Annotated in this window: 21 protein-coding genes and 1 tRNA gene; 15 read left to right on the top strand and 7 right to left on the bottom strand. The window is 43.2% G+C overall.

What is annotated here, in order from left to right; all coding sequences use genetic code 11:
• Positions 1–48 precede the first annotated feature (48 nt).
• Complete coding sequence (gene yegQ, locus OC23_RS06760) at positions 49–1,416, top strand: tRNA 5-hydroxyuridine modification protein YegQ (protein ID WP_038344379.1); 1,368 nt, start codon at positions 49–51, stop codon at positions 1,414–1,416.
• Position 1,417: 1 nt separating this feature from the next.
• Entirely contained in the window at positions 1,418–1,666 is a 249-nt protein-coding gene (locus tag OC23_RS06755; protein ID WP_038343751.1) for a YfhL family 4Fe-4S dicluster ferredoxin, read from the top strand.
• Between the two features lie 50 nt (positions 1,667–1,716).
• Here the strand turns inward: OC23_RS06755 and glyA are convergent, their stop codons facing one another.
• Together glyA and OC23_RS06745 are read right to left on the bottom strand one after the other, a co-directional pair.
• Complete coding sequence (gene glyA / locus OC23_RS06750; RefSeq protein ID WP_038343750.1) at positions 1,717–2,970, bottom strand: serine hydroxymethyltransferase; 1,254 nt, start codon at positions 2,968–2,970, stop codon at positions 1,717–1,719.
• Between the two features lie 577 nt (positions 2,971–3,547).
• Positions 3,548–4,789 (bottom strand): alpha/beta hydrolase family protein, encoded by a 1,242-nt coding sequence (locus tag OC23_RS06745; RefSeq protein WP_038343749.1) that lies wholly within the window; start codon positions 4,787–4,789, stop codon positions 3,548–3,550.
• A 234-nt stretch (positions 4,790–5,023) separates the two neighbouring features.
• Between OC23_RS06745 and OC23_RS06740 the strand changes: the two genes are divergently transcribed.
• Together OC23_RS06740 and OC23_RS06735 are read left to right on the top strand one after the other, a co-directional pair.
• Entirely contained in the window at positions 5,024–5,716 is a 693-nt protein-coding gene (locus OC23_RS06740; RefSeq protein ID WP_038343748.1) for a putative quorum-sensing-regulated virulence factor, read from the top strand.
• A gap of 136 nt (positions 5,717–5,852) precedes the next feature.
• Positions 5,853–6,413 carry a hypothetical protein gene (locus tag OC23_RS06735; protein ID WP_038343747.1) on the top strand — a complete coding sequence of 187 codons (561 nt, stop codon included), beginning with the start codon at positions 5,853–5,855 and terminating at the stop codon, positions 6,411–6,413.
• A gap of 307 nt (positions 6,414–6,720) precedes the next feature.
• On the opposite strand, the gene OC23_RS06730 is transcribed toward OC23_RS06735, so the two are convergent.
• Positions 6,721–6,796: transfer RNA gene (locus tag OC23_RS06730), tRNA-Arg, on the bottom strand.
• Positions 6,797–7,070: 274 nt separating this feature from the next.
• Here OC23_RS06730 and OC23_RS06725 point away from each other — a divergent pair.
• The 8 genes from OC23_RS06725 to OC23_RS06690 all read left to right on the top strand — a co-directional run bounded on the left by OC23_RS06725 (position 7,071) and on the right by OC23_RS06690 (position 14,091).
• A complete protein-coding gene (locus OC23_RS06725) occupies positions 7,071–8,006 on the top strand; it encodes an ABC transporter ATP-binding protein (RefSeq protein WP_038343746.1) in 936 nt (311 codons plus the stop codon).
• Positions 8,003–8,776, top strand: a complete 774-nt coding sequence (locus OC23_RS06720; protein WP_038343745.1) for an ABC transporter permease — start codon at positions 8,003–8,005, stop codon at positions 8,774–8,776. Before OC23_RS06725 ends, OC23_RS06720 begins: the two co-directional genes overlap by 4 nt.
• Positions 8,773–9,588 (top strand): NADPH-dependent 7-cyano-7-deazaguanine reductase QueF, encoded by an 816-nt coding sequence (queF, locus tag OC23_RS06715; RefSeq protein WP_038343744.1) that lies wholly within the window; start codon positions 8,773–8,775, stop codon positions 9,586–9,588. Before OC23_RS06720 ends, queF begins: the two co-directional genes overlap by 4 nt.
• A 33-nt stretch (positions 9,589–9,621) precedes the next feature.
• A complete protein-coding gene (locus tag OC23_RS06710) occupies positions 9,622–10,281 on the top strand; it encodes a hypothetical protein (protein ID WP_038343743.1) in 660 nt (219 codons plus the stop codon).
• Positions 10,282–10,436: 155 nt separating this feature from the next.
• Positions 10,437–11,579 (top strand): rod shape-determining protein RodA, encoded by a 1,143-nt coding sequence (gene rodA / locus OC23_RS06705; protein WP_038343742.1) that lies wholly within the window; start codon positions 10,437–10,439, stop codon positions 11,577–11,579.
• Positions 11,580–11,598: 19 nt separating this feature from the next.
• Positions 11,599–12,600: a lytic murein transglycosylase B gene (gene mltB, locus OC23_RS06700; protein WP_038343741.1), complete on the top strand. Its 1,002-nt coding sequence runs from the start codon at positions 11,599–11,601 to the stop codon at positions 12,598–12,600.
• 288 nt (positions 12,601–12,888) lie between these two features.
• Positions 12,889–13,500, top strand: a complete 612-nt coding sequence (locus OC23_RS06695; protein WP_038343740.1) for a septal ring lytic transglycosylase RlpA family protein — start codon at positions 12,889–12,891, stop codon at positions 13,498–13,500.
• 138 nt (positions 13,501–13,638) lie between these two features.
• Entirely contained in the window at positions 13,639–14,091 is a 453-nt protein-coding gene (locus OC23_RS06690; protein ID WP_038343738.1) for a DUF962 domain-containing protein, read from the top strand.
• A gap of 40 nt (positions 14,092–14,131) precedes the next feature.
• Here the strand turns inward: OC23_RS06690 and OC23_RS06685 are convergent, their stop codons facing one another.
• Together OC23_RS06685 and sthA are read right to left on the bottom strand one after the other, a co-directional pair.
• Positions 14,132–14,605 carry a DUF3465 domain-containing protein gene (locus OC23_RS06685; protein WP_038343736.1) on the bottom strand — a complete coding sequence of 158 codons (474 nt, stop codon included), beginning with the start codon at positions 14,603–14,605 and terminating at the stop codon, positions 14,132–14,134.
• 79 nt (positions 14,606–14,684) lie between these two features.
• Entirely contained in the window at positions 14,685–16,100 is a 1,416-nt protein-coding gene (gene sthA, locus OC23_RS06680; RefSeq protein ID WP_038343735.1) for a Si-specific NAD(P)(+) transhydrogenase, read from the bottom strand.
• A 190-nt stretch (positions 16,101–16,290) separates the two neighbouring features.
• Here sthA and lipA point away from each other — a divergent pair, with 190 nt between their 5' ends.
• A complete protein-coding gene (lipA, locus tag OC23_RS06675; protein WP_038343733.1) occupies positions 16,291–17,304 on the top strand; it encodes a lipoyl synthase in 1,014 nt (337 codons plus the stop codon).
• Between the two features lie 60 nt (positions 17,305–17,364).
• On the opposite strand, the gene OC23_RS06670 is transcribed toward lipA, so the two are convergent.
• Together OC23_RS06670 and hrpA are read right to left on the bottom strand one after the other, a co-directional pair.
• Entirely contained in the window at positions 17,365–18,471 is a 1,107-nt protein-coding gene (locus tag OC23_RS06670; RefSeq protein ID WP_038343731.1) for a beta-ketoacyl-ACP synthase III, read from the bottom strand.
• Between the two features lie 45 nt (positions 18,472–18,516).
• On the bottom strand, positions 18,517–22,455 hold the full coding sequence (gene hrpA, locus OC23_RS06665) for an ATP-dependent RNA helicase HrpA (RefSeq protein WP_038343729.1): 3,939 nt from the start codon (positions 22,453–22,455) through the stop codon (positions 18,517–18,519).
• 698 nt (positions 22,456–23,153) lie between these two features.
• Here hrpA and ahpC point away from each other — a divergent pair.
• Together ahpC and OC23_RS06655 are read left to right on the top strand one after the other, a co-directional pair.
• Positions 23,154–23,717, top strand: a complete 564-nt coding sequence (ahpC, locus tag OC23_RS06660) for an alkyl hydroperoxide reductase subunit C (RefSeq protein WP_038343727.1) — start codon at positions 23,154–23,156, stop codon at positions 23,715–23,717.
• 256 nt (positions 23,718–23,973) lie between these two features.
• On the top strand, positions 23,974–24,183 hold the full coding sequence (locus OC23_RS06655) for a KTSC domain-containing protein (protein ID WP_038343725.1): 210 nt from the start codon (positions 23,974–23,976) through the stop codon (positions 24,181–24,183).
• The last annotated feature ends 7 nt before the right edge of the window (positions 24,184–24,190 follow it).

The raw sequence follows: 24,190 nt of genomic DNA, 5'->3' as shown, positions 1-24,190 counted from the left end.
GAACTTTTTAGAATAATTCCCTATTTTTTATATGCCTTTTATTGCATGATGAATACCGAATTACTCTCTCCTGCCGGTTCGCTTAAAAATATGCGCTATGCCTTTGCCTATGGTGCAGATGCCGTCTACGCAGGCCAACCTCGCTATAGCTTACGTGTCCGTAATAATGAGTTTGACCATGCCAATCTAAAAATCGGGATTGATGAAGCGCATGCCTTGGGTAAAAAATTTTATGTCGTGGTCAATATCCAGCCGCATAACAGCAAGCTTAAAAATTTTATCCGGGACATCGAACCGGTTATTGCCATGCAACCAGATGCCCTGATTATGTCTGATCCCGGCCTGATCATGATGATACGCGAGCATTTCCCGCAGATGCAGATTCATCTTTCGGTACAAGCCAATGCAATTAACTGGGCTACGGTAAAATTCTGGAAAGACTACGGTCTCAGCCGCATTATCCTGTCACGAGAATTATCACTTGAAGAAATTGAGGAAATCCATCATCAGGTTCCCGACATTGAACTGGAAGTGTTCATACATGGCGCCCTCTGCATGGCCTATTCAGGACGTTGCCTGTTATCGGGTTATATGAACAAGCGAGATGCCAATCAAGGTGCCTGTACCAATGCCTGTCGCTGGGAGTATAAAATCCACGAGACACAGGAAGATGCCAATGGTGATGTGATACCTGTTCAGCAGGTTGCAACTCAACAGCAATGTTGCTCACAGACATCAAACAGCACTAATACGGCGCAAACTGTTCTGGTGCAGCGTAATGATGAAAACATGTTTGCTGCTGAAGAAGATGAGCATGGCACCTATTTCATGAACTCCAAAGACCTACGTGCAGTACAGCATGTTGATCGCCTGACTCAAATGGGTGTTGCGTCTTTAAAAATTGAAGGTCGAACCAAATCTTATTTTTATTGTGCCCGTACTGCACAAATTTATCGCAAAGCCATTGATGATGCACTGGCAGGCAAGGCATTTGATCCAAGTCTGATGACCCAACTGGAAGGTCTGGCTAATCGAGGCTATACCGAAGGCTTCTTGCGACGCCATGTGCATAGTGATTATCAAAATTATATAGATGGTTCATCTCACTTTGACTATCAGCAGTTCTGTGGTGAAGTGATCGGGCGTAATGGAGACTACCTGCGCATCGAAGTCAAAAACCGCTTTATGATTGGTGATTCACTTGAGTTAATGACACCCAAAGGCAATATCAACTTCAAATTAGAACAGATGCGTGATCTTAAAGGCAACACCATTGAAAACGCCAAGGGTTCAGGTCATATCGTCGAAATTCCTTTCTCCCCCGAGATTGATATTGAATATGCACTTTTGATTCGTAATTTGCCACATGCCTCAACCGAATTACATTCTGCGGCGCTGAGCTATTCGGCAGATTAAGATGGCACTGTTAATTACTGGTGCATGTATCAATTGTGATATGTGCTTGCCCGAATGCCCCAATCGGGCGATTACTGAGGGTGCAAAAGTCTATGAAATTGATCCGTTACGCTGTACCGAGTGTATCGGCTTTTATGAAGCACCAACGTGTCTGGCTGTATGCCCGATTGATTGTATCAGGCCCGATCCACACTACAGTGAAACCCAAACCGAACTGTTACAGAAGTTTAAAAGCCTGCAAATTTTATGAAAGACAGTCATAAAAAAAGCGCCTGACGGCGCTTTTTTTAGATAGGCAAATTAGTTTGCATATACCGGGAATTTGGCACAAACAGCTTCAACTTTCGCTTTCACGTCAGCAATCACTTTTTCGTCACCTTTGCTATCGATCACGTCTGCGATCCAGCCAGCAAGTTCACGCACTTCAGCTTCACCAAAACCACGTGTGGTCACTGCTGGTGTACCAATACGGATACCAGAAGTCACAAATGGAGAACGTGGGTCATTTGGAACCGCGTTTTTGTTTACCGTGATATGCGCTGCACCTAACCATGCATCCGCATCTTTACCGGTTACGTCTTGTTTGATCAGAGACAATAAGAATAAATGGTTTTCTGTACCGCCTGACACAACATCATAACCACGTGCGATTAATACTTCAGCCATCGCCTGCGCATTTTTCACAACTTGCTGCTGGTAAGTTTTGAATTCAGCAGACATCGCTTCCTTGAAGCAGATTGCTTTTGCAGCAATCGCATGCATCAACGGACCACCCTGGTTGCCCGGGAATACCGCAGATTGAAGTTTTTTCTCGATTTCTTCGTTTGCTTTCGCAAGGATCAAACCAGAACGCGGGCCACGAAGTGTTTTATGCGTTGTTGTAGTGGTTACGTCTGCGATTTGTACCGGGTTTGGATATACGCCAGCAGCAACAAGACCTGCAACGTGAGCCATATCAACAAACAGATACGCACCAACTTTGTCCGCGATGTCACGGAAACGCTGCCAGTCTACAACCTGACTATACGCAGAGAAACCTGCAACAATCATGCGTGGCTTATGTTCTAAAGCCAAACGCTCAACTTCTTCATAATCGATTTCGCCAGTTTCAGGGTTTAAACCATACTGAACGGCATTATATGTTTTACCAGAGAAACTTACTTTAGCACCGTGAGTCAAGTGACCACCGTGAGCCAGACTCATCCCCAATACGGTATCACCCGGGTTAAGCAATGCAAGATAAACTGCAGAGTTCGCCTGTGAACCCGCATGTGGCTGGACGTTTGCGTAGTCAGCACCGAACAATTCTTTTGCGCGATCAATCGCAAGTTGCTCGATCACATCAACATATTCACAACCGCCATAATAGCGTTTGCCAGGATAGCCTTCTGCATATTTGTTGGTAAGTTTTGATCCTTGTGCTTCCATCACAGCTGGTGAGCAATAGTTTTCAGATGCAATTAACTCGATATGTGCTTCTTGGCGCTCGCCTTCAGAAGCAATTGCTTGAGCTAATTCTGGATCAAATTCAGCAATAGAGATATTGGCAAACATTAGCGGAGGGTCCTATAAATTAGGGCTTTTAAGCCGTGCTAAAGATTGGTGCGTATTGTAGCACGAAGTTTGCCTTTTCACAGGTTGATATTTATTAAATTATTCGTGAATTTTACGCATTTTGCCTGCTATTCTCATAAGCAAATAAAAAAGGAAATATAAATGAGAGGTATGGACAATTTTTTTCCGGAGAAAAATCATTCACCCCAACCACCAGCGGAGTGCCAGAGTTTAGACGTTCCAGAAAAATGGAATTTTTATAGGTGCCAGATCGGGTCGCTCACCGGATCTATTTTCACAATGAGAAGCATCGTACATATTGTCTGAATGCAGTTAAAGTTTCAGGCTTTGCAGTAGTAAACAAACCTGCCTTGCGGAGCAGGAACATCATTTCTACCCGTTACAGATTTCTAGAATGGATCATGTCGACCTACACTATAGATATATGCACTCTACAACTCTGGAAATTGGCCCAGCCATTTAATACAGAAAGATGATGGCCGGGAAACGTAAATGATGAAAAACTGATTCCAAGCCCGATGCCTATACTCTACAGGGCATCGGGCTTGGCTGGCTTCTATTCACTATTAGCCGGCATTGCTGTTTTTACATCGTTGACAATGTTCCCGATATTCAAGACATAGGCTGTGCCATGATCCCATTCTGCATTGGTTATGTACTGGATTTTTGAACCTTTGTTTTGTGCCTGTGCGACAAGTGCATCGGTTGCCTGCTTAGGTACAGTTGTATCCCTGACCCCTTGATAGATTATTACGGGCTGATTCAACCTCACTTGCGCGGGTTGTGAATCGGTTTCCAAAAATGTTTTAACCAATGGCACGGTCATAAAATTGCTTTGTGTCCTTGGATAATTGGCTAAACCATTATTACTTTTACCCGCATAATCCAGCATGGCGGCTCCAAACTTCTGGCCTAACACATCATAGCAATCCGTTTCTGCATTGCTGGCGATTTTATCCGTTGGCGACTTAAACACAGTAGAATAGTTAAAACCTGGTTCAAGATTTCTTAACCCCGCCGTGATCAAGGCAGTAAAGGTATCCAGTTGCGCATACATGGCAACTTTCTGCGCTAATGGTGCATTCTCAACCGAGGCATTTCCATTGTCCAGGATAGTCGCCAGATGGGAAGCCGGAGCAACCGCAACCGTTCCCTTGTAGTCCAGCTTGGCGCGACTCTGATATTGCGCTGCACCCAACGCCGCCTGACCACCTTGTGAATGGCCCACAGTCATCCATTGACGGGAAACTACTTTACCTTGCCCAGCCAAATAATAGCGCGCCGCAACTACAGCATCGGTAATGGAGAAAGCTTCACTTTTAACATTCAAGAACGGATGCAGTTCCCTACCACTCGGCTCTCCCAAGCCTTCATAATCAGGAGCAACCACCACATAACCTGCTGCCAGTAACGGCCTAATCATATTTTGAACATACAGATTGGTTGCATTACGGCTTGGCGCACATTGATCTGCGACTCCTGTCGTACCGTGTGCCCATGCAACAATTTTCCATCCCCCTTGAGGTGTTGGCCCACCTGGCACAAATAGCAGACTGGTTGCCAGAGTTTCCTTGCCATTCTGCCCCAACATTTTATAGGTCAGCACAGCGCTTTCTGCCGCCACCGGACTAAAATCAGTTTTAGTATAGGGCACTGGAATACCCACCACCGGATTTTTGAAATTATTCTCCGGAATCTCTGGCTTAGGTATAAATGAAATATCATCATTGTCATCATGACAGGCTGTCAGTAATACACTTGAACTCAGCAGCGCAACCGTTAACAACTTCATATTCATATCATATTTCCCTGATTATTATCATTTTTCATTTTAGTGCTTAGCCTCTGTTTTACTAAGGCATTTCCTTCCATAAGCATGCACCTAATCTAAAATTGTTCAAGTATTTTTTCTTTTTGTTGCTTATTTACTCAAAGTCTTAAAAAAATTGAGTCTACCACCCTACTTCAGCACAGTAAGACATGAATTTCTTGTAAAATACTGGCATTCTCAACTCAGATCAGGCCGACTTGAATGCAAGCAATCATCCTGGATACAGAAACACATACTTTGAATGGTTTGCCCATTGAAATCGCCTATGCGCCAATTGAAATCCATAGCGGAAAACTCAGTCTGGACAAAAAACAGATTTTTGACCAGCTTTATCAGGTTGGCCAGCCTATTTCCTTCGCTGCGATGGCAGTTCATCATATTTTAGAGTCCGACCTGACCGGACAGCCGTTTTATAACGAGTTCAAGCTGCCTGACCAAACAACTTATATTATTGGTCATAATGTTGACTATGATATTGCTGCAATTGCCCGTTGCGGTGTTGACACATCAAAATTAAAACCGATTTGCACCTTGGCCTTGGCACGACGTGTCTGGGAAAATGCTGAAGCACATAATATCTCGGCCCTGATCTATCTTATTTCCAAAGGAAGTGATAAGGCCAGAGAAATGCTTAAAGGTGCGCATCGAGCCGATGCCGACATTATCTTAACCGCCAATATCCTGATGCATATTATTCATCAACTGAACATTCAAGATATTGAGCAACTGTATCTAGCTTCCGAAGAAGCACGCATTCCAAAAAGCATCACTTTTGGCAAGCATAAAGGTACGGCCATACAAGACCTGCCTGCCGACTATATCCAGTGGCTGATGCGTCAGGATGATCTCGATCCTTATTTACGCAAGGCCCTTGAAGCAAAATTAGTGAATTAAACGCTAAAAACCAGCCTCTAATCTCATTCCGGTTTAATTTATAAAGGCAGTAATATTTCATAAATTGTTAATATTACTGTCATTTTTTCATTCTATCTTAACTTCCGTCTTATCTTGATTAGGGGGAAATTAAGAGATGTCACATTTTTTTAAAACCGAACTTGGGCAGACTGCCTTACAACAACGTAGTATTGCTTTAACTGCCCGCCAGCGTCGTTTATTACTCTTAATTGATCATGAAGATTTTAAAGGGCTTGATCAGGATTATAAGGCGCGAATTGCGCCGACCGAACTGCTGCAGCAACTGATTGATATGGGATTATTGGCACAACACACTGCCGTAAATACCCCACAAATCAGCACAACATTAACCTTACAAGACAATGAACAGGTCACACTCACTCAATCTGCACACATGCCGGAAAAACAAATGGCCCTATCGCCATTGGCAGAGCCAACATTAGAGCAACTTCCTTTTGCTGAAATCCAGCAAGTCATGATTGAGACATTGACCAGCTATTGTGGCCTGATGGCCCGCCCGCTGATCCAGAACATCCAGACCATTGATTCGTTACAACAGTTGAAAGCTTGCCAGATGCAATGGATTACCTCATTGCAAGAATCACGCATGCCACCAGAGCAGCTCAACCAGACGCTGAAACTGATCAATTATTCGGTACAGCATTTATCCTCGTGATTGAATCAGGGCCTATCAGGGTTTGTGGGCTTTAAATGACTGAACATATCCATGACGAGTAAAACAGTCCTTTCGTCCTCTGCGCTGTTTTATAAGATCCGGTACAGCCTAAGCCATACAACTAACCGAATCTTCATAGTTTTATACAGGTTTAATTGATAAAGGACATTTTGGCTGTTGTAGCCATAATCAAGCGGAGGGCTGTATTGTCATGAGAAAGGAAATATTGCAGCAGGATAAACAGATCAAAACCTGAACATATACCTTCTTATAATTTTTAATAATTTTGTTAATCCAACAGGAATCATGGTGCGCTCAGCGGGACTCGAACCCACGCCACAGGCTTCGGAGACCTGTACTCTATCCAGTTGAGCTATGAGCGCGTGCGAGCCACATCATAGGCAAAAAAAACGCATTGGTAAATACATATCCTCAAACAAACTTGCTTCTTGTCTATTAAAACAACGATTTTGCCCTATTTAAAATTATCTGGTTACTTTTAAACAGGTTTCTTTCAGAAAAAACAGCCATTTTGCCTGGAGAACCGGCACGATACATAACGTTCCGTTTTTAACACAGCATAAACCTGTTTTTCTACTTGGTTTATTTATTTATATCGCTCAAAATACCCGTTCTATTTAACAACGTGAGACGTTTATGACTGATGCTTTGGTGTTGAGCGATTTGTCCAAAACTTATCGTAATGGTTTTCAGGCGTTAAAAGGTATTAACTTAACCGTACCTGAAGGCGAATTTTATGCATTATTAGGTCCTAATGGTGCAGGAAAATCGACAACGATCAGTATCATTAGCTCTTTAGCCAAAAAAACATCTGGTTCAGTTGAGATTTTTGGACATAACCTGGATACCCATCCTTCTCAGGCGAAACAATGTCTTGGTGTTGTTCCTCAAGAATTTAACTTTGGTCAATTTGAAAAAACCTTTGATATTTTAGTGACTCAGGCAGGTTATTACGGCATTCCCAAAAAAATAGCCGAGCAACGTGCCGAGCATTATCTGGAAAAGCTGGGCTTGTGGGAAAAACGTAATATTCAGTCACGTATGTTGTCAGGCGGGATGAAACGCCGCTTAATGATCGCCCGTGCCATGATGCACGAGCCGAAGCTGCTGATTCTGGATGAACCTACCGCAGGTGTTGATATTGAATTACGCCGTTCAATGTGGGACTTCCTGATTGAAATGAATGAAAAAGGCACCTCAATCATTCTGACGACCCATTATTTAGAAGAAGCAGAAATGTTGTGCCGACGCATTGCAATTATCGATCGTGGGGTAATTAAAGAAGATACCACCATGAAAGGCTTCCTTAACCAGCTCAATGAAGAGTCATTTATTTGTGATCTGGCCGAACCGATCAGCAGTTTTGACCTGAACATTATTGGCTTCCAGTTCAACCTGATTGATCCGGTCACTCTCGAAGTCACCATGGATAAGGCACATAGCATGAATGATCTGTTCCTGTTATTACAGTCACAGAATATTCAGGTCAACAGTATGCGCAATAAATCCAATCGTCTTGAAGAGTTATTCGTAAAAATGGTTGAGAAGAATCTTGCTGGAGCGAACCCATGAACTTTAATCAATTAAAAACTGCACTGTGGACTTTAGTTGTTAAAGAGATACGTCGCTTTATGCGCATCTGGCCACAAACCCTGCTTCCACCTGCGATCACCATGAGCCTGTACTTTGTGATTTTCGGCAATCTGGTGGGCTCACGCATCGGTGAAATGGGTGGCTTTAGCTATATGCAATTCATTGTGCCAGGCTTGATCATGATGGCCGTTATCACCAATAGTTATGCCAACGTTTCTTCAAGCTTTTTTAGCGCAAAGTTCCAGAAAAGCATTGAAGAACTGATCATGAGTCCTGTGCCCTTACATCTTATCCTGTGGGGTTACGTGATTGGTGGTGTGAGCCGTGGCGTACTAGTTGGCCTGATTGTGACCTTAATGAGCCTGTTCTTTACCCATTTAGAAATTTATAATTTGTTTGTGACGATATATACCGTCATCATTACGTCTTTATTATTTTCACTAGGTGGATTTATTAATGCAGTCTATGCAAAGTCATTTGATGATATTTCCATTATCCCGACCTTTGTCTTGACGCCGCTGACCTATCTGGGTGGTGTATTTTATGCCATCAGTGCATTAAGTCCATTTTGGCAAAACCTATCTTTAGTTAACCCGATTGTATATATGGTCAATGCCTTCCGTTACGGTATTTTAGGCCACAGTGATGTTAATGTCTCTTTCTCTTTAGGCATTGTAACGCTGTGCTGTATTGTCCTCTATGCAATTGCATATCATTTATTAGCTCGTGGTTCAGGAATGCGTGAATGAGTGTTGAACATTCTTTGTTGGGAAAAGATACCCAATACCCTACTCAATATCAGCCAGATGTTTTATTTCCGATTGCACGTGCCGAGTCTCGTCAACAATATGCACATATTGAAGGTATTAAACAAGGTAAAGACTGGTGGCATGTTTTTGAAATTTCATGGTTAAACCCGTTAGGTTTGCCTCAAGTTGCAATTGGCCGCCTTACCCTGCCAGCCAGCTCGCCTAACCTGATCGAATCAAAGTCGCTAAAGCTTTACTTCAACAGTATGAATTTTACCAGATTTGATTCAAAACAAGCCTTTATCGCGACGGTAGAACAGGACCTGTCAAAAGCAGCAGGTGCGCCGGTTTCATTGCAACTGTTTCAAGTCGATGATCTGGAAATTGCAAAACCTCAAGGTATTTGCATTGATGATTTGACGCCTGAGCGACTTTCAGAACATCCTGATTCAACGCTATTGCAACTCGATGCAACAGTACAAGATGAGGTCGAAATCGAGCTGTACTCTCATTTATTGAGAAGCAATTGTCCGGTTACCGGCCAGCCTGACTGGGGTACAGTTTTTATTCGTTTACAAGGTAAAAAGCCTTGTTATCGCAGCATTTTAGCTTATATTATCTCGTACCGTCAGCATAACGGTTTTCATGAACAATGTGTTGAACAGATCTACTCGGATATCTGGCAACTCTTGAAACCGGAAAAACTGATGGTCTATGCAACGTATACCCGCCGTGGGGGCCTGGATATTAACCCATGTCGCGTATCGGATCTGTCATGGATGCCCGAGCCAGTTCGCTTGGCACGACAATAAAACGAATAAATTTGATATAGAGGACGTTCTTCAATGACCAGTTATTTCGGGATTCTTCCGTCAGCAAGTTTGAGTCAGGATATTCAGCTTGCACAAGCCAATCGTGATAGTAAAGAGCCTCAATACCCTTTACGTGACAAAATCTCCCTACAGCTTACGGATGAATTAATTGACACCATGCTGCTTCATTTGGTTCAACAGTTTCCACCAAGTGACAAACGGGATACCACAGAAGGTCTGGCAATTAAAATTCGTGGCATTGTAGAAACCCTGATGAAACAGCTGCTTGGCAAAGCGTCCAACGAACAGGTTCGCGAATCTCTGGCATTTATGGAAAAGAGCCTGTTTACTGACAATGAAGGTAAACAACGCATAGGCACCGCCTTGCCAGATAGCCTTGTCAACGATATGAAAAAAAGCTTTGCAGAAGTCGCTGCCGGAAACGGTAAAGAACAACGTGAGGCATTAACCCAGCAGTTCAAAACTTTTGCTGATGCCCTGATTCACCATTTTATGACTGAATATAACAAGACGCTTGGTCTTGGCATGGTCAAACGTGGTGTCGCCAGTGTCGCAACCAGCGGAGTTGAAACAGCTGTTCATCTCGTCATTAAGAAACTGATTCCAAGCTTGAGCCAGGCGGAACTGGAAGTATTTACCAAGCACTTTGACCAGTTGCTGGTACAAAAATAAGTTTCAGGGCAAAAAAAAGCGATACTTGCAAAAGTGTCGCTTTTTTTTATGCCAAATTAAATGCTTATAAGTGTCACATTTTCTAAATTTGCATTGTCTAAATCAGCGATTATGTTAGCATTCGCGAAGCGTTGATTTACTAGATTTAGAATCGCATGTCTCCAAGCTCACAATACAAATTTTTGCGTCAAGCACCACGTGATGGCTTGAGCACGGCCAATCAACCTTCGCGTTGGCAACAACTTCATCTTGACCCCTGGCTATGCCTGTTTTTAATTCTCAATGCTGCACTCGGACTGACTGTTTTATATAGTGCATCTGCACAGGATGTCGGACTGGTAACCAAGCAGGCCATGAGTTTCGGAATCGGCTTTGGAGTCATGTTCGGTTTAGCGCAGATCCCGCCCAAAGTCTATCAGGCATTTTCACCCTATTTTTATGTCTTTGGCGTATTGTGCCTGCTTGCTGTTATGGTGTTTGGTGAAGTGCGGATGGGTGCACAGCGCTGGATTGATATTCCGGGTTTTGGCAGTGTGCAACCCAGCGAATTTATGAAAATCGGCATGCCGATGATGGTGGCCTGGTTCTTGTCACGTAAAGCCCTGCCACCAAGCTTCTCACAGGTTATTCTGTCTCTGATGCTGATTGTAGTACCTTTTCTGCTCATTGCCGAACAGCCGGACTTAGGTACATCGTTACTGGTACTTGCCAGCGGGATTTTCGTCCTTTTCCTCAGCGGACTTTCCTGGAAGCTGATTGCTGCCGCTGTCGCTGCTGCAGGTGTTGTCATTCCGATTGCCTGGGAGTTTTTATTGCATGACTACCAGCGTCAGCGGGTATTGACGCTTTTCAACCCCGAAGCAGATGCGTTAGGAACCGGCTGGAATATCATTCAGTCAAAAACTGCGATTGGTTCCGGAGGTTTTTCAGGTAAAGGCTTTCTTGAAGGCACCCAATCACACTTACATTTTTTACCAGAAGGTCATACCGACTTTATTATTGCAGCCTATTCAGAAGAATTTGGCCTGATTGGCGTTACACTACTGATTCTTCTTTATTGTGCCATTATTTTCCGGACCTTCCAGATCGGTCTGCAAAGCTTTCATAACTATGGTCGTCTGGTGGCTGGCGCCTTTGGTTTGTCATTTTTTGTTTATGTATTTGTAAACGCTGGCATGGTCAGTGGTATTTTACCGGTAGTAGGTGTGCCTTTGCCGTTCATGAGTTATGGCGGAACTGCAATTATTACCCTTATGTCAACTTTTGGACTGGTTATGTCTATTCATACACATCGATAATGAGGAATTTTATAATCTTATGTTTCTTCCTACTTTAAATAAAACTTTTAAATTTTTAACTTTAAGTACAGGTTTGTTCTTGAGCAGCAATTGGGCACAGGCAAATGAATTTTACAATCACCCGAATTACTTTGCATTTAAACAAAAAGCAATGACCACTTATGGCTTAAGCAGCGAACAAATTGATGCTGCGATGAGCGGTGCCCGTAATTTACCAAATATTTTAAATATCATGACCCGTCCGGGTGAAAGCAAGCCCTGGTACCAATACCGCTCCATGTTTCTGGTTGAAGGAACCATTCAACGGGGTGTTCGCTTTAAAAACCAGTACGAAGATGTACTTAACCGCGCAGAACAGCAGTATGGCGTCCCTAAAGCAGTTATTTTAGGTATCTTGGGTGTAGAGACTGGCTATGGCGCCAACAAGGGCTCTTTCATTACCCGTGATGCACTGGCAACACTCGCTTTTGGTTATCCGCGTCGTGCAGACTATTTTAGTGACGAGCTCGCAGCCTTGATCTCCTGGACTTATAAAGAAGGCTACCCGACCAATAGTATTGTGGGTTCTTATGCGGGTGCAATTGGATATCCACAATTCATGCCAAGCAATATCCAGAAACTGGGCGTGGACTATGATGGAAATGGACACATTGATCTAAGAAATTCTGCTGCGGATGCGATCGGTTCCATTGCAAACTATCTTGCTCAATATGGCTGGCAGCGTGATCAACCGATTGGCTTCCCTGCTCGCTATACAGGCAACAATCCTGACAGCGTCATTGCCAAGGACCTAACCCAGCCAACGCCTTATGGCGAGCTGAAAAGACTCGGTATTACTCCCGTTAATCCATTGGTAAAAATTGATGATCTTGATCTGGTCAATGTGATCCAATTACAAGATCAGTTTGGCCCAATTTACTATATTACCTACCCGAATTTTCAGGTCATTACCACTTACAACAAGAGCCGTATGTATGCGACAGCAGTATGGTTATTAGGTACAGAAGTAGCTAGCCGATAGGCTAGCTTTTTTACAAGATTATGGAAAGTCAATAATTTTTTAATAAAAAACGAACACAGAATCAGCAAATTTCATTTCTTGTTACAATATTGATTATTTTTTAACCACAAACTGTAAGTTTTTGCCCTTTTTGTAACTATTTATCGTTAAAGACTAGACACACTTCGTAAGCGATGAATATTATCCCCCAAGTTAAAGTAATTGCAAAAAGTGAATAATTAGACATGTGCACTATATTTCAAGCAGTTTTATTGAGATAGAAAAGCATGTTCTCTAGGAGTTTATACAATGCAGTTTTCGCTAAAATATATTCTAGCGCTGACGGCAGGCTTAAGTTTAAGCCCGTTACATGCTGAAATGGTACAGTCTTCATCATTATCTAATGATGTGGATGGTTCTAATTTGGCTGCCCGCGTTCTAAGCAAAGATTCTCAAAATTTTAATTCTCGTTTTTCTAACGTTAATAGTCTTTCAATCACTGAGAGTTCAGGTGACAAAGTACGTCGCCAGACGATTGCTGCAAAGATCGATATCCCTGAAGAAGAGCCTTCAGTGATTGAAAAACTGAATACCGTTGCTTCGAACACAGTTCGTAAATTCAGCCAAAGCGGTGTAGCCTCTTGGTATGGTCGTCAATTTCATGGCCGTAAAACCGCAAGCGGCGAAACATTCGATATGAATGCCATGACTGCTGCACATCGCAGCCTGCCTTTGAACTGTTACATCCGTGTAACTAACAAAGACAATGGTAAGAGTGTGGTTGTGAAAGTCAATGATCGTGGCCCGTTCCATGGTAACCGCGTACTGGACTTATCTTATGCTGCTGCTAAACAGCTAGGCATGTCAAGCGCTGGTACAGGTAATGTCAGCATTGAACGTGTTGATGGTCCTAACTCTTAAGCGTTAAACCACAGCATTCCAAAAAGCCGCTTCATGCGGCTTTTTTATTTTTATCGATTATATTTTTTAGTACTTTACGCCCTCTTCTTTTGTTCGGTATATTGAAGCCATAAAAATGAATACAGCAAGGAGCGCATTGTGAAATCGATCGAGGAATGGTTTGATGAATATAGCGATAGCCACCAGAACTCAACCAACAAGAAAATTCACTGGGTCTGTGTGCCTGCCATCTTATTTTCGATTATTGGTATCCTTGCACACTTTAGTACCTTGCTCACCGCGTTATTACTGGTTTTAACTTTAGTTTTTTATGCGCGTCTGGATATTATGCTGGCGATTGCGATGGCAGCCTTATTGGCCGTGATGGCCTGGCTGATTTTGATCTTGCCCGTCGGTGTCGGATTTTATATCGGGGTATTTGTAATTGCCTGGATCGGTCAATTTTATGGTCATAAAGTTGAAGGCAAGAAGCCTTCGTTCTTTAAAGACTTACAATTCCTTCTGATTGGCCCTGTATGGTGCATGGACGCGTATTTAGCTAAAGTCCTACCTAAATGGAAACTTCGTCAAAAATTGGCGCTTACACGCTAATTTAGCGCCTATCTTACAAGTAACTCACCAAGGAGGAACTTCATTGATAGGTTCTTCCTTGATGTTTTAACCAGCCATCAATATGTTTTCCACGCGGGTCATGATGCGTCCAGTGAATCACGCCACCTTTCTGGCTATATTCATATTCACCATAAAACTCGACTGTATCGCCCTTTTTAAGCCCCTCAATTCTTGGTGCCAGATCAATATTGTGCGCAATGAGAACGGTTAAGCCATTGTCCAGCTTGAGAATCATTTTTTGGTGTCTTGAGCCTTCATTATCATCAGGCAAAATCGCTTTCACCACTCCCTGAGCTTGTACCTGAACATTACTGCGTTGTTGCTGATAAGCCTGCATGATCTTCTGCTGATCATCGACAGAAGCAGTATTTCCGATATTGGTGGTATGAGCATCAGATCCGGTGTTTTGTTTCTGCTTAAAATCCAGACCAAAATAAGCCGCGACCAACAAGACAATGGCAACAATGATCAGATTATTTTTTTGATTTTTCATATTTTCCTTTTATGCAACTCAAGATAGCAAAATGCCAATCAAGATGATTGGCATTTGCATCATACAAGGTCTGGCTGGCTTAGAACAAACGGTTCATTCCATTCAAAGCAGCCACACGATAGGCTTCTGCCATAGTCGGATAGTTGAATGTGGTTTCAACAAAATACTTCAAGGTATTGTTTGGACTATGCATCACCACCTGTCCAATATGGATAATCTCTGCGGCATTGTTACCAAAGCAGTGAATACCCAATACTTCTAAAGTATCACGGTGGAACAGAATCTTTAATTCACCTACCGTATCACCGGTAATCTGCGCACGCGCCAGATGACGGAAAGAAGCCTGCCCCACTTCATATGGCACTTTTTCTTCCGTTAACTCCTGCTCGGTCTTACCGATCGACGAAATCTCTGGAATGGTATAAATACCGGTCGGAACATCACGGATCGGTTTTACATTTTTCTCGCCGACCATATTCGCACCTGCACAACGACCCTGGTCATACGCTGCCGATGCCAGTGATGGCCAGCCAATCACATCACCTGCTGCATAAATATTTTCCACTTCGGTCTGATATTGATCATTCACCATCAACTGACCACGACCATTCGGTACCAAACCGACATTTTCAAGGCCTAACCCATCGGTATTCCCTGAACGGCCGTTACACCACAAAATAGCATCGGCCTTGATCTTCTTGCCGCTCAGCAAGTGCAAGACAACATGATCATCAAAAGTCTCTAGACGGTCGATCTGTTCATTGTGACGGATCAGCACACCTTGCTCACGCAAGTGATATGATAATGCATCGGCAATTTCATCATCGAGATAGCTTAAAAGCTTTTGCTGGGTATTGATCAGGTCAACCTTATGGTCCAGACCAATGAAAATTGAGGCATATTCACAGCCGATCACGCCTGCACCATAAATGATGATTTTCTGGATGGCAAAATCAAGATCGAGAATCTTGTCTGAATCAAATACACGAGGATGATTAAAATCCAGACCTTGTGGCTGATAAGGCCGGCTACCTGTTGCAATCACGATCTGCTTGCAAATAATAGTGTCTTTAATGCCTTCCTGACCAAAAATCAGTACCGTGTTTTTATCCTGAATATAGGCACGGCCATGAAAAACTTCGATTTTGTTGCGATCATAGAAACGTGTATGCGTATCTACCTGTTGCTGAATGACTTTATGTGCGTTACGAAGTACCTGTTTCATGGTGAACTGTTTCCACTCACCGACTTTTTGAAACATTGGATCACGTTGATAACGAATAATACTTGAAACTGTTTGACGTAAAGCTTTACTTGGAATTGTGCCTACATGTGCGCAGTTACCGCCGAGTTGATCACGAACATCCACGATTGCAACTTTTTTACCTGCTTTTGCAAGCTTCATTGCCGCGCCTTCGCCAGCCGGGCCAGAACCGAGAATTACTGCATCATATTTGACAATATTCCCACCAACGACCTCTTTCTTACGTGGCATTCAAAGCTCCTTTGTCTCTTAACCGTTTTTGCTATGCATATGATAACCAATATGCCGCGTGATGATGTATTTCACAACTATATATTTTTATATATTTACATTTTCAAAATGAATACCACTTTTCCTGCTCTAATGCGGCAAATTTGACTATAATATTCACATATCTCAAATCAAAGGCTGTAGGAAGTATATGTCTGAACACCGTAAACCAGAACAGGGTATAAAACTTCGTGGCGCGGAAAAAGTCGCAAGAATTCCTGTAAAAGTTATCCCTACGGTTGAAGTACCTCGCAAACCTGACTGGATTCGAGTCAAGATGACCGCTCCAGAAGAAGTTCAGCGTATCAAAACAACCTTGCGTTCACAAAAACTGCATACCGTATGTGAAGAAGCGGCCTGCCCTAACCTGCCTGAATGCTTCGGTGGGGGTACAGCAACCTTCATGATCATGGGCGATATCTGTACCCGTCGCTGTCCGTTCTGTGATGTTGCACATGGCCGTCCAAATGCACTGGACCCGGATGAACCACGCCACATGGCCGAAACCATTTCCAATCTTGGCTTAAAGTATGCCGTGATTACGTCGGTTGACCGTGATGACCTGCTTGATGGTGGTGCCCAGCATTTTGTTGACTGTATTAAGGAAGCACGTGCATTAAGTCCAACAACCTTACTGGAAATTCTGGTGCCTGACTTCCGTGGTCGTATGGATATTGCCTTACGTATCATGACTGAATGTCCGCCAGATGTGTTTAACCACAACATTGAAACTGTACCACGTCTCTACAAAGCCATGCGTCCAGGTTCTGACTATCAGCATTCTTTAAACCTGTTAAAAATGTTTAAGGAATACTGCCCGGATGTACCAACCAAATGTGGTTTGATGGTCGGTATCGGTGAAACTGAAGAAGAAGTAATTTCGTTACTGGATGATCTGCGTGCACACGATGTAGATTACGTGACCATTGGTCAATATCTGCAACCGTCGAAGCAACATGCCCCAATTGACCGTTTTGTTACGCCAGAAGAATTCGAGCGTTATGCTGAACATGGCCGTAAACTCGGTTTCAGAAATATCTGGTCTGCGCCAATGGTTCGTTCAAGCTACTTTGCTGATCGCCAATATCATGGTGAGCCAGTACCAGCTGTACGCCGCAAGGCAGATCCTGCCAAGAAAATTGCCGTTCAGGCGATTGAAGCTTAAAGTTTCATAAGACATAAAAAAACACCACAATCGTGGTGTTTTTTTATTTGTACCAAAGACTTAGGCAATATGCTTTTGTACCACAATCGAACCGACTGAATAGCCAGCACCGAATGAAGAAATCACGGCGTATTCACCATCATTGACCTGTTCACCAGTACGATGCATCGCGATGATCACACCTGCAGATGAGGTATTGGCAAACTCATCCAGAATGATCGGCGCACGCTCAAGATCAGCATCTTTACCGACAACCAGTTTTAAAATCAGTTCATTCATGTTGGCATTGGCTTGATGCAACCAGAAACGTTTGATCTGTTCAGGGGTTAATTCAAGTTTTTCCAGTTGTGCGGTAATGATTTTTGCAACAAGCGGACATACTTCTTTAAATACTTTACGACCGTCTTGACGGAATAACTTGTCATCGACTACCGCATCTTCACTACGGTTCAAGAAACCAAAGTTATTACGGATATTATTTGAGAACTGGGTAAACAGATGAATATCTAAAATTTCAAAACCTGATTTGGTTTCAGTATCTTCAATAATAGAAGCGGTTGCCACATCACCAAAAATGAAATGTGCATCACGAGACCGGTAGTCCAAATGACCTGAGGTGATTTCAACATTCAGCAATAGCACACGGCGAGCACCACATTTCACAGCATCATAGGCCTGCTTCAAACCGAATGTTGCAGCAGAACACGCTACATTCATATCGTAAGCATAACCTTTAATTCCAAGTGCAGACTGGATCTCGATAGCCACCGCAGGATAAGCACGTTGCATGTTTGAACAGGCTAAAATCACCACGTCGATGTCATCTGCAGTTATCCCTGCATTTTCCATCGCCTGCTTGGCAGCAATTACCCCCCACTCCGCTTGAAGTGAAAGTTCATCATTGCTACGTTCCTGTAAACGTGGACGCAAGCGCTCAGGGTCTAAAATACCAGATTTTTCAACTACGTAACGACGTTTAATTCCCGATGCTTTTTCGATAAATTCAGGACTTGAACCACGTAAAGCCTCGATTTCACCTGCTTCGATTCGAGCCGCGTTGTCTTGGTTATATTGTTCTACATAAGCATTTAAACTTTCAACCAACTCTTCATTGGAAATAGATTCGGTCGGGTGAAATAACCCTGTACCTGTTATACGGATGCCCATGTAAAACTCCTGTAAAGAATGCTTCTAAAATTCATATTTCTCAGTTTAACCGATTGCCAATCGATCCCATAGTTTTTGTAATCTAGTTGGCGAAATAGGCAGCTTTGTCTTCATCGGTTGAGAAAACAAGGAAATTCGCAATTCTTCCAACATCAAATACAATTCTTTGATTTTAGGATCATTTTTAAATTTAAATACTTTGTCCATCCATGGATCGACTTCATCAATGGCAGCCAGATCACGTTGTAGATTATTTGGCAATCGCTCCAAACGCAATAGCAACGCTTTCAAATAACGTGGATATTCCTGCCAAATCTCGGCTGGCCGGCTATATACAAAGTCTGCTAATGACATTAAATCAAGCTGATCTTCAATATCATCTACACTCCGGCCAAAAATATCCTGATCCAGTACCAGCAACTCGCGGCGTACTTGCTGCCATTGGGTAAATATTTCAGTTAAATCAGTTAATGTCTGTTGACCATTTGCTAAAAACCGCTTTTTGATTTCAGTCAATAACTGCTGAAATTCATCGGCATTTTTTGGTAGCTCCTGAATCGAAACCTGCAAGGTTGCATAGACCAGCATCTGTTCCAGCTTGGCACGTTCACCTAAAGGCGAATAGGCCAGCGCCAGCGGTTTGGAAATCTGCTTTTTGAGCTGACGGATTAAATCCCCCAGCTGCATATGCACAAGGCGGATTACCCCTTCTCGATGTTGCCTGATTGCCTCGGCCTGATCGTTAAAGGTTTGAATCACCACACCAGATTCATCCTTCGCCTCAAGCTCGGCAAAAAGTCTGGTTGGAACCAAGGCCTGATACTGCTTGACCACTACACCTGTAACTTTCTGAGATGCCTCAAAAATAAAGTTTTCAGGGAAGGTTTTAAATTCACCTTTTTGCTGCTTCACCGGACGGTGGGTCTCCACACGACAACGGGCCTTTAACTCATCCAGATCGCGGCCTTGTGCAATCAGCTTGCCTTTTTCATCAATAACCTTAATAAAAGGCACCAGATATTGCTCAATCCGCTCAAAAGAAAAATCTTTTTCCGTAATCTGCTCACCACGCAAAGCAAAAGCCAGATAACTAAACAGATGTTCACGTAAATGCGTTGCATCAACGCCTTGCATCAGTTTTTTCGCAGTATCCGGAATCGGTACCAGATTACGGCGCTTGTCTTTTGGCAAAGCCTTGAGTAACGCCTCGATCAAGTCTTGACGCCAGCCAGGGATACCCCATGACCATTGTTTTTCATCCACTTGCGGTAAAGCCTGCACTGGAATCTTGACGGTTGCCCCATCTTCATCATGGCTTGGATCAAATCGATAGCTGGCCGCCAAACGCAATTGACCATTGTGCAAATAGTCAGGGAATTGTTGTGTGGTCGGACGATCATTCATCCACAATGCATCATCATCGACAAACAGATAGCGGGGATGATCGGGTTCTACCGTAGCACGCCAGTCCTCAAAACTGCGACGGCTGGCAATTTCAGCAGGCACTTTTTCAGCATAGAACTGATAAATGGTTTCTTCATCGACCACCAGATCACGGCGACGTAATTTATCCTCAACCCGCTCCACTTCTTCGAGTTTTAACAGGTTATGCTTCAAGAACGGTGGTGTAATGCCCAAATTGCCAGTGGTTAGCGCATCGCGTAAAAAGATCTCATGGGCCGCAGGCTGATCCACCTTTTCAAAGTTGATCAAACGTTTCGGTTCAATGATTAAACCAAACAGAGAAATCTGGGCATAGGCATTTACAATACCGGCTTTCTTGGACCAGTGCGGTTCAAAATAGTGGTATTTCAATAAATCGCGTGCTGCCAGCAAAATCCATTCCGGATCAATTTTGGCCAAAGTCCGTAAATACACCTGAGAGGTTTCCACCATCTCGAAGGCCATCACCCAGGCGGTATTGGTCTTGTGCAAGCTACTGGCCGGAAACACTTTGGCTTTCTGCTGACGTACTGCCATAAAGGTATTACGTTCATCGGTTTTATTGGCAATAAATGAAAGCAGCCCAGTTAATAAAGCACGGTGCAGGTTTTCATAATTGGCACCTTTCTCATTAAAACTCAGTTTTAAGCTTTCGGCCAGCTCGACCAGTTGCTGGTGGGTCTGCTTCCATTCACGCAAACGCAACCAGCTTAAAAAATGCTGACGTGCAAATTGACGGCGCTTGTTTTCCGTCTGTGTATCCGGACTGGTTTGCAGGGTATTCCAGAGCTTTAAGTAGAATAAGAAGTCTGAATCTGCTTCTTTAAATAACGCATGCTTCTGATCGGCCTGCATTTGCTTGTCGGCAGGTCTTTCACGCGGATCTTGAATTGCCAGGGCACTGACAATAATCAGGGTTTCTTTGAGCACACCAAAATGTGCCCCGCCAATGATCATACGTGCCAGTCGCGGGTCAATCGGCATACGAGCCATCATCTGACCGACTTTGGTTAGGCTATCTTGACTTCCCCCTTTATTAAAGGGGGATTGAGGGGGATTCTGTTTAGATAAATCTCCCCCAACCTCTCTTTGCAAAAGAGGAGCTTTTTTCTCACTCAGTGCACCTAACTCAATGAGTAGCTTCCGACCATCATTGACCAGACGAAAATCGGGTGGTTCGATAAAATCAAAATCTTCCAGACGACCTAGACCTAGGCTTTGCATTTGCAAAATAACAGAGGCCAAGTTGGTTCGTTTAATTTCCGGTTCGGTGAACTCTGGACGGCTTAGAAAATCTTCTTCGCTATATAGGCGAATACAAATACCCGCCGCAATACGACCACAACGGCCTTTACGTTGATTGGCTGCTGCCTGTGAAATGGCTTCAATTGGAAGGCGTTGTACCCGTGAACGATAGTTATAACGTGAAATACGGGCAAAACCACTATCAATCACATAGCGAATATTGGGTACTGTCAGGGCAGTTTCAGCCACGTTGGTGGCAATAATGATACGCCGGCCTTTACCGCCCGGATTAAAAATCTTTTGCTGTTCTGCTAGCGCCAAACGTGCATATAAAGGCAACACTTCGGTATGACGGGGACCATACTTCTGCAAGGTCTCCTGCAATTCACGGATTTCCTGTTCCGTACTGGCAAAAATAAGGATATCGGCATGTTCAGGATGACCTTTGCTTTCTGCATCGGCAAAACATTCTTCGACAGCCTGTACCACTGCACGCGGCAGGTTTTCTTCAAAATCGTCAAATTCATCATCATCACTGCCGACAATGCTGAGCTCGGAAATAGGCCGATAACGCACTTCGACAGGATAACTACGCCCTTCCACTTCAAAAATCGGCGCATTATTAAAATACTGGCTAAAACGGTTTACATCGAGGGTTGCCGAAGTCACGATGACCTTTAAATCGGGACGCTTAGGCAATAGCTGCTTGAGGTAGCCCATGATAAAGTCAATATTGAGTGAACGTTCGTGCGCCTCATCAATAATAATGGTGTCGTATTTTGACAGAAACCGGTCATTGGTCAGTTCAGCCAGCAAGATACCATCGGTCATCAAACGAACAATTGAATCTTGTGAGCCCTGCTCATTGAAACGGACTTTAAAACCAATCGATTCACCCAGCTTCTCACCTACTTCTTCGGCAATACGCTGCGAAACACTCCGTGCAGCCAGACGACGTGGCTGGGTATGACCAATCATGCCGGTCAAGCCGCGACCGGCCAGCATGGCAATCTGGGGTAACTGGGTGGTTTTACCAGAACCGGTTTCACCCGCCACAATAATCACCTGATGCTTTTGAATCGCTTCAATCAAACGATCTGCGTACTGGGTGACCGGTAAATCCTGATTAAGTTTAATCTTTGGAATACGAGCAAGACGCTGCCTGACTTTATGGTTGGACTGTTCAAACAGTTTTTCGATGTCTGCCGGCTGTGTTTTTTTATCTTTGCGCAGTCGATTTAAACGGTGACGGTCACGTGCCATAACCAATTGATCTACATTTAAATGACTCTGCACTGAACAGCTTTCCTGAAAAATAAACTAATCGGTTATTTTACGCCTTAAAGCCTTGCTATGCAAAGAAACTGCATCAAACTCCTGCCAATATTGACACAGTCCCTCTCATACAACTCAAGATTTGGGGGGCTGTTCAACGCGTTTTTTAGCAAATACCTGATCTCTTTTTAAAGAGCCTGATCAACGATTGCACCCAATCAGTCCGGTTGTTATCTGCATTTGTTTCTCAAAGCGCCTGCTGATGATTTGCTATCTACATATTGAAATGGCATCTCATGAAACTGTTTAGCTACAGCATGCGTCCTGTCAATCACAAGCAAACGGCAAGTCTGTGCCAGTGATGAAGCTTCGCATGGCAATTTTAAAATCTGCCCCAGACTTGAAGAAAATTTAATCGTATATCTTGGTTTTTTATATATTTTTAGAATTTTTCAATTTTACCCTTGAATTTTTACGGCTTAGACTTCATGTTGTTATGCACGTTAGTTTTCAGATATTTGTCATGTTTACTTCATTTTTATGTCGTCAAATAGAGCAGATATCTTTGGGTGAAAGTCGTTTTTAATTGAGTTATTCAATTTTCCGATTTTAGTCATGTAAAAATACTATTTCCCCAATAACTAAAAATTATTTATTCTAGACCTCGTAAACAAGTAAGGCGTTAGCCTCTCAATAAAACCTCAATCATGGAGACAATGATGAGCTTAATTAATACTGAAGTTAAACCATTTAAAGCAACTGCGTACCACAACGGTCAATTTATTGACGTATCAGAAGCAGATCTTAAAGGTAAATGGTCTGTTGTATTCTTCTACCCAGCTGACTTTACTTTCGTATGTCCAACTGAGTTAGGCGATCTTGCTGACAACTATGCTGAATTCCAAAAATTAGGCGTTGAAATCTACGGCGTGTCTACTGACACTCACTTCACGCACAAAGCTTGGCACGACACTTCAGACGTAATTGGTAAAATCCAGTACCCATTGATCGGCGATCCAACCTGGACACTTTCTAAAAACTTCGACGTATTAATCGAAGCTGCTGGTCTTGCTGACCGTGGTACTTTCGTAATCGATCCAGAAGGCAAAATCCAGATCGTTGAAATCAACGCTGGTGGCATCGGCCGTGACGCATCTGAACTTCTTCGTAAAGTAAAAGCTGCTCAATACGTACATGCTCACCCAGGCGAAGTTTGCCCAGCTAAATGGAAAGAAGGTGAAGCAACACTTGCTCCATCTATCGACCTAGTTGGTAAAATCTAATTATCCAGATTAGATCAAGTCATCCGGAACCACCCTTTTCAGGGTGGTTTCTTTTTGCCTGCAGGCACAGGTGCAATCCGTCCTTCCCCGCCTAAATAGCTATAGCTAATTTTTTACAATTCTTATACTTATAAATTTATAGCCAGCTTCATTTATCAATTGTCAGCCTGTCCAAGTTGGAGTAGTGTCAAAGAAACAAGGATAAGAGTTGTTCAATATGTACTAAAAGATCAAATCAAGATGGGGACAAAAAACTATGCAAAAACCTGTTGTTGTAACTTCGTGGAAATATGATGTTTCTTCACGCTATTTAAAGATTTTCTATAGCAACGGCTCAGGCGAGCTTTATCATCCTGTTCCAGAATTTATCTATAATAATTTACTGCGCACCCATGATAAAACGGCCTTTGTTCACAAGTATCTTGAGTTTGACTTACATTTTAAACGACTCTGCATTTCGGCATAACCCATAA

The sequence above is a fragment of the Acinetobacter sp. A47 genome, from assembly GCF_000805455.1.
Taxonomy (GTDB): domain Bacteria; phylum Pseudomonadota; class Gammaproteobacteria; order Pseudomonadales; family Moraxellaceae; genus Acinetobacter.
Note: the sequence above shows the minus strand (reverse complement) of the source record. Positions and strands in the feature narration are given on the sequence as shown.

What these genes read in the sequence shown, in the direction of transcription:
- OC23_RS06710 (WP_038343743.1), top strand. Translation starts at nt 9,622, where the DNA reads ATGACCAGTTATTTCGGGATTCTTCCGTCAGCAAGTTTGAGTCAGGAT.
- lipA (WP_038343733.1), top strand. Translation starts at nt 16,291, where the DNA reads ATGTCTGAACACCGTAAACCAGAACAGGGTATAAAACTTCGTGGCGCG.
- OC23_RS06735 (WP_038343747.1), top strand. Translation starts at nt 5,853, where the DNA reads ATGTCACATTTTTTTAAAACCGAACTTGGGCAGACTGCCTTACAACAA.
- glyA (WP_038343750.1), bottom strand. Translation starts at nt 2,970, where the DNA reads ATGTTTGCCAATATCTCTATTGCTGAATTTGATCCAGAATTAGCTCAA.
- OC23_RS06685 (WP_038343736.1), bottom strand. Translation starts at nt 14,605, where the DNA reads ATGAAAAATCAAAAAAATAATCTGATCATTGTTGCCATTGTCTTGTTG.
- sthA (WP_038343735.1), bottom strand. Translation starts at nt 16,100, where the DNA reads ATGCCACGTAAGAAAGAGGTCGTTGGTGGGAATATTGTCAAATATGAT.
- OC23_RS06740 (WP_038343748.1), top strand. Translation starts at nt 5,024, where the DNA reads ATGCAAGCAATCATCCTGGATACAGAAACACATACTTTGAATGGTTTG.
- mltB (WP_038343741.1), top strand. Translation starts at nt 11,599, where the DNA reads ATGTTTCTTCCTACTTTAAATAAAACTTTTAAATTTTTAACTTTAAGT.
- rodA (WP_038343742.1), top strand. Translation starts at nt 10,437, where the DNA reads ATGTCTCCAAGCTCACAATACAAATTTTTGCGTCAAGCACCACGTGAT.
- OC23_RS06720 (WP_038343745.1), top strand. Translation starts at nt 8,003, where the DNA reads ATGAACTTTAATCAATTAAAAACTGCACTGTGGACTTTAGTTGTTAAA.
- OC23_RS06695 (WP_038343740.1), top strand. Translation starts at nt 12,889, where the DNA reads ATGCAGTTTTCGCTAAAATATATTCTAGCGCTGACGGCAGGCTTAAGT.
- OC23_RS06755 (WP_038343751.1), top strand. Translation starts at nt 1,418, where the DNA reads ATGGCACTGTTAATTACTGGTGCATGTATCAATTGTGATATGTGCTTG.
- queF (WP_038343744.1), top strand. Translation starts at nt 8,773, where the DNA reads ATGAGTGTTGAACATTCTTTGTTGGGAAAAGATACCCAATACCCTACT.
- OC23_RS06745 (WP_038343749.1), bottom strand. Translation starts at nt 4,789, where the DNA reads ATGAATATGAAGTTGTTAACGGTTGCGCTGCTGAGTTCAAGTGTATTA.
- OC23_RS06670 (WP_038343731.1), bottom strand. Translation starts at nt 18,471, where the DNA reads ATGGGCATCCGTATAACAGGTACAGGGTTATTTCACCCGACCGAATCT.
- yegQ (WP_038344379.1), top strand. Translation starts at nt 49, where the DNA reads ATGAATACCGAATTACTCTCTCCTGCCGGTTCGCTTAAAAATATGCGC.
- OC23_RS06725 (WP_038343746.1), top strand. Translation starts at nt 7,071, where the DNA reads ATGACTGATGCTTTGGTGTTGAGCGATTTGTCCAAAACTTATCGTAAT.
- ahpC (WP_038343727.1), top strand. Translation starts at nt 23,154, where the DNA reads ATGAGCTTAATTAATACTGAAGTTAAACCATTTAAAGCAACTGCGTAC.
- OC23_RS06655 (WP_038343725.1), top strand. Translation starts at nt 23,974, where the DNA reads ATGCAAAAACCTGTTGTTGTAACTTCGTGGAAATATGATGTTTCTTCA.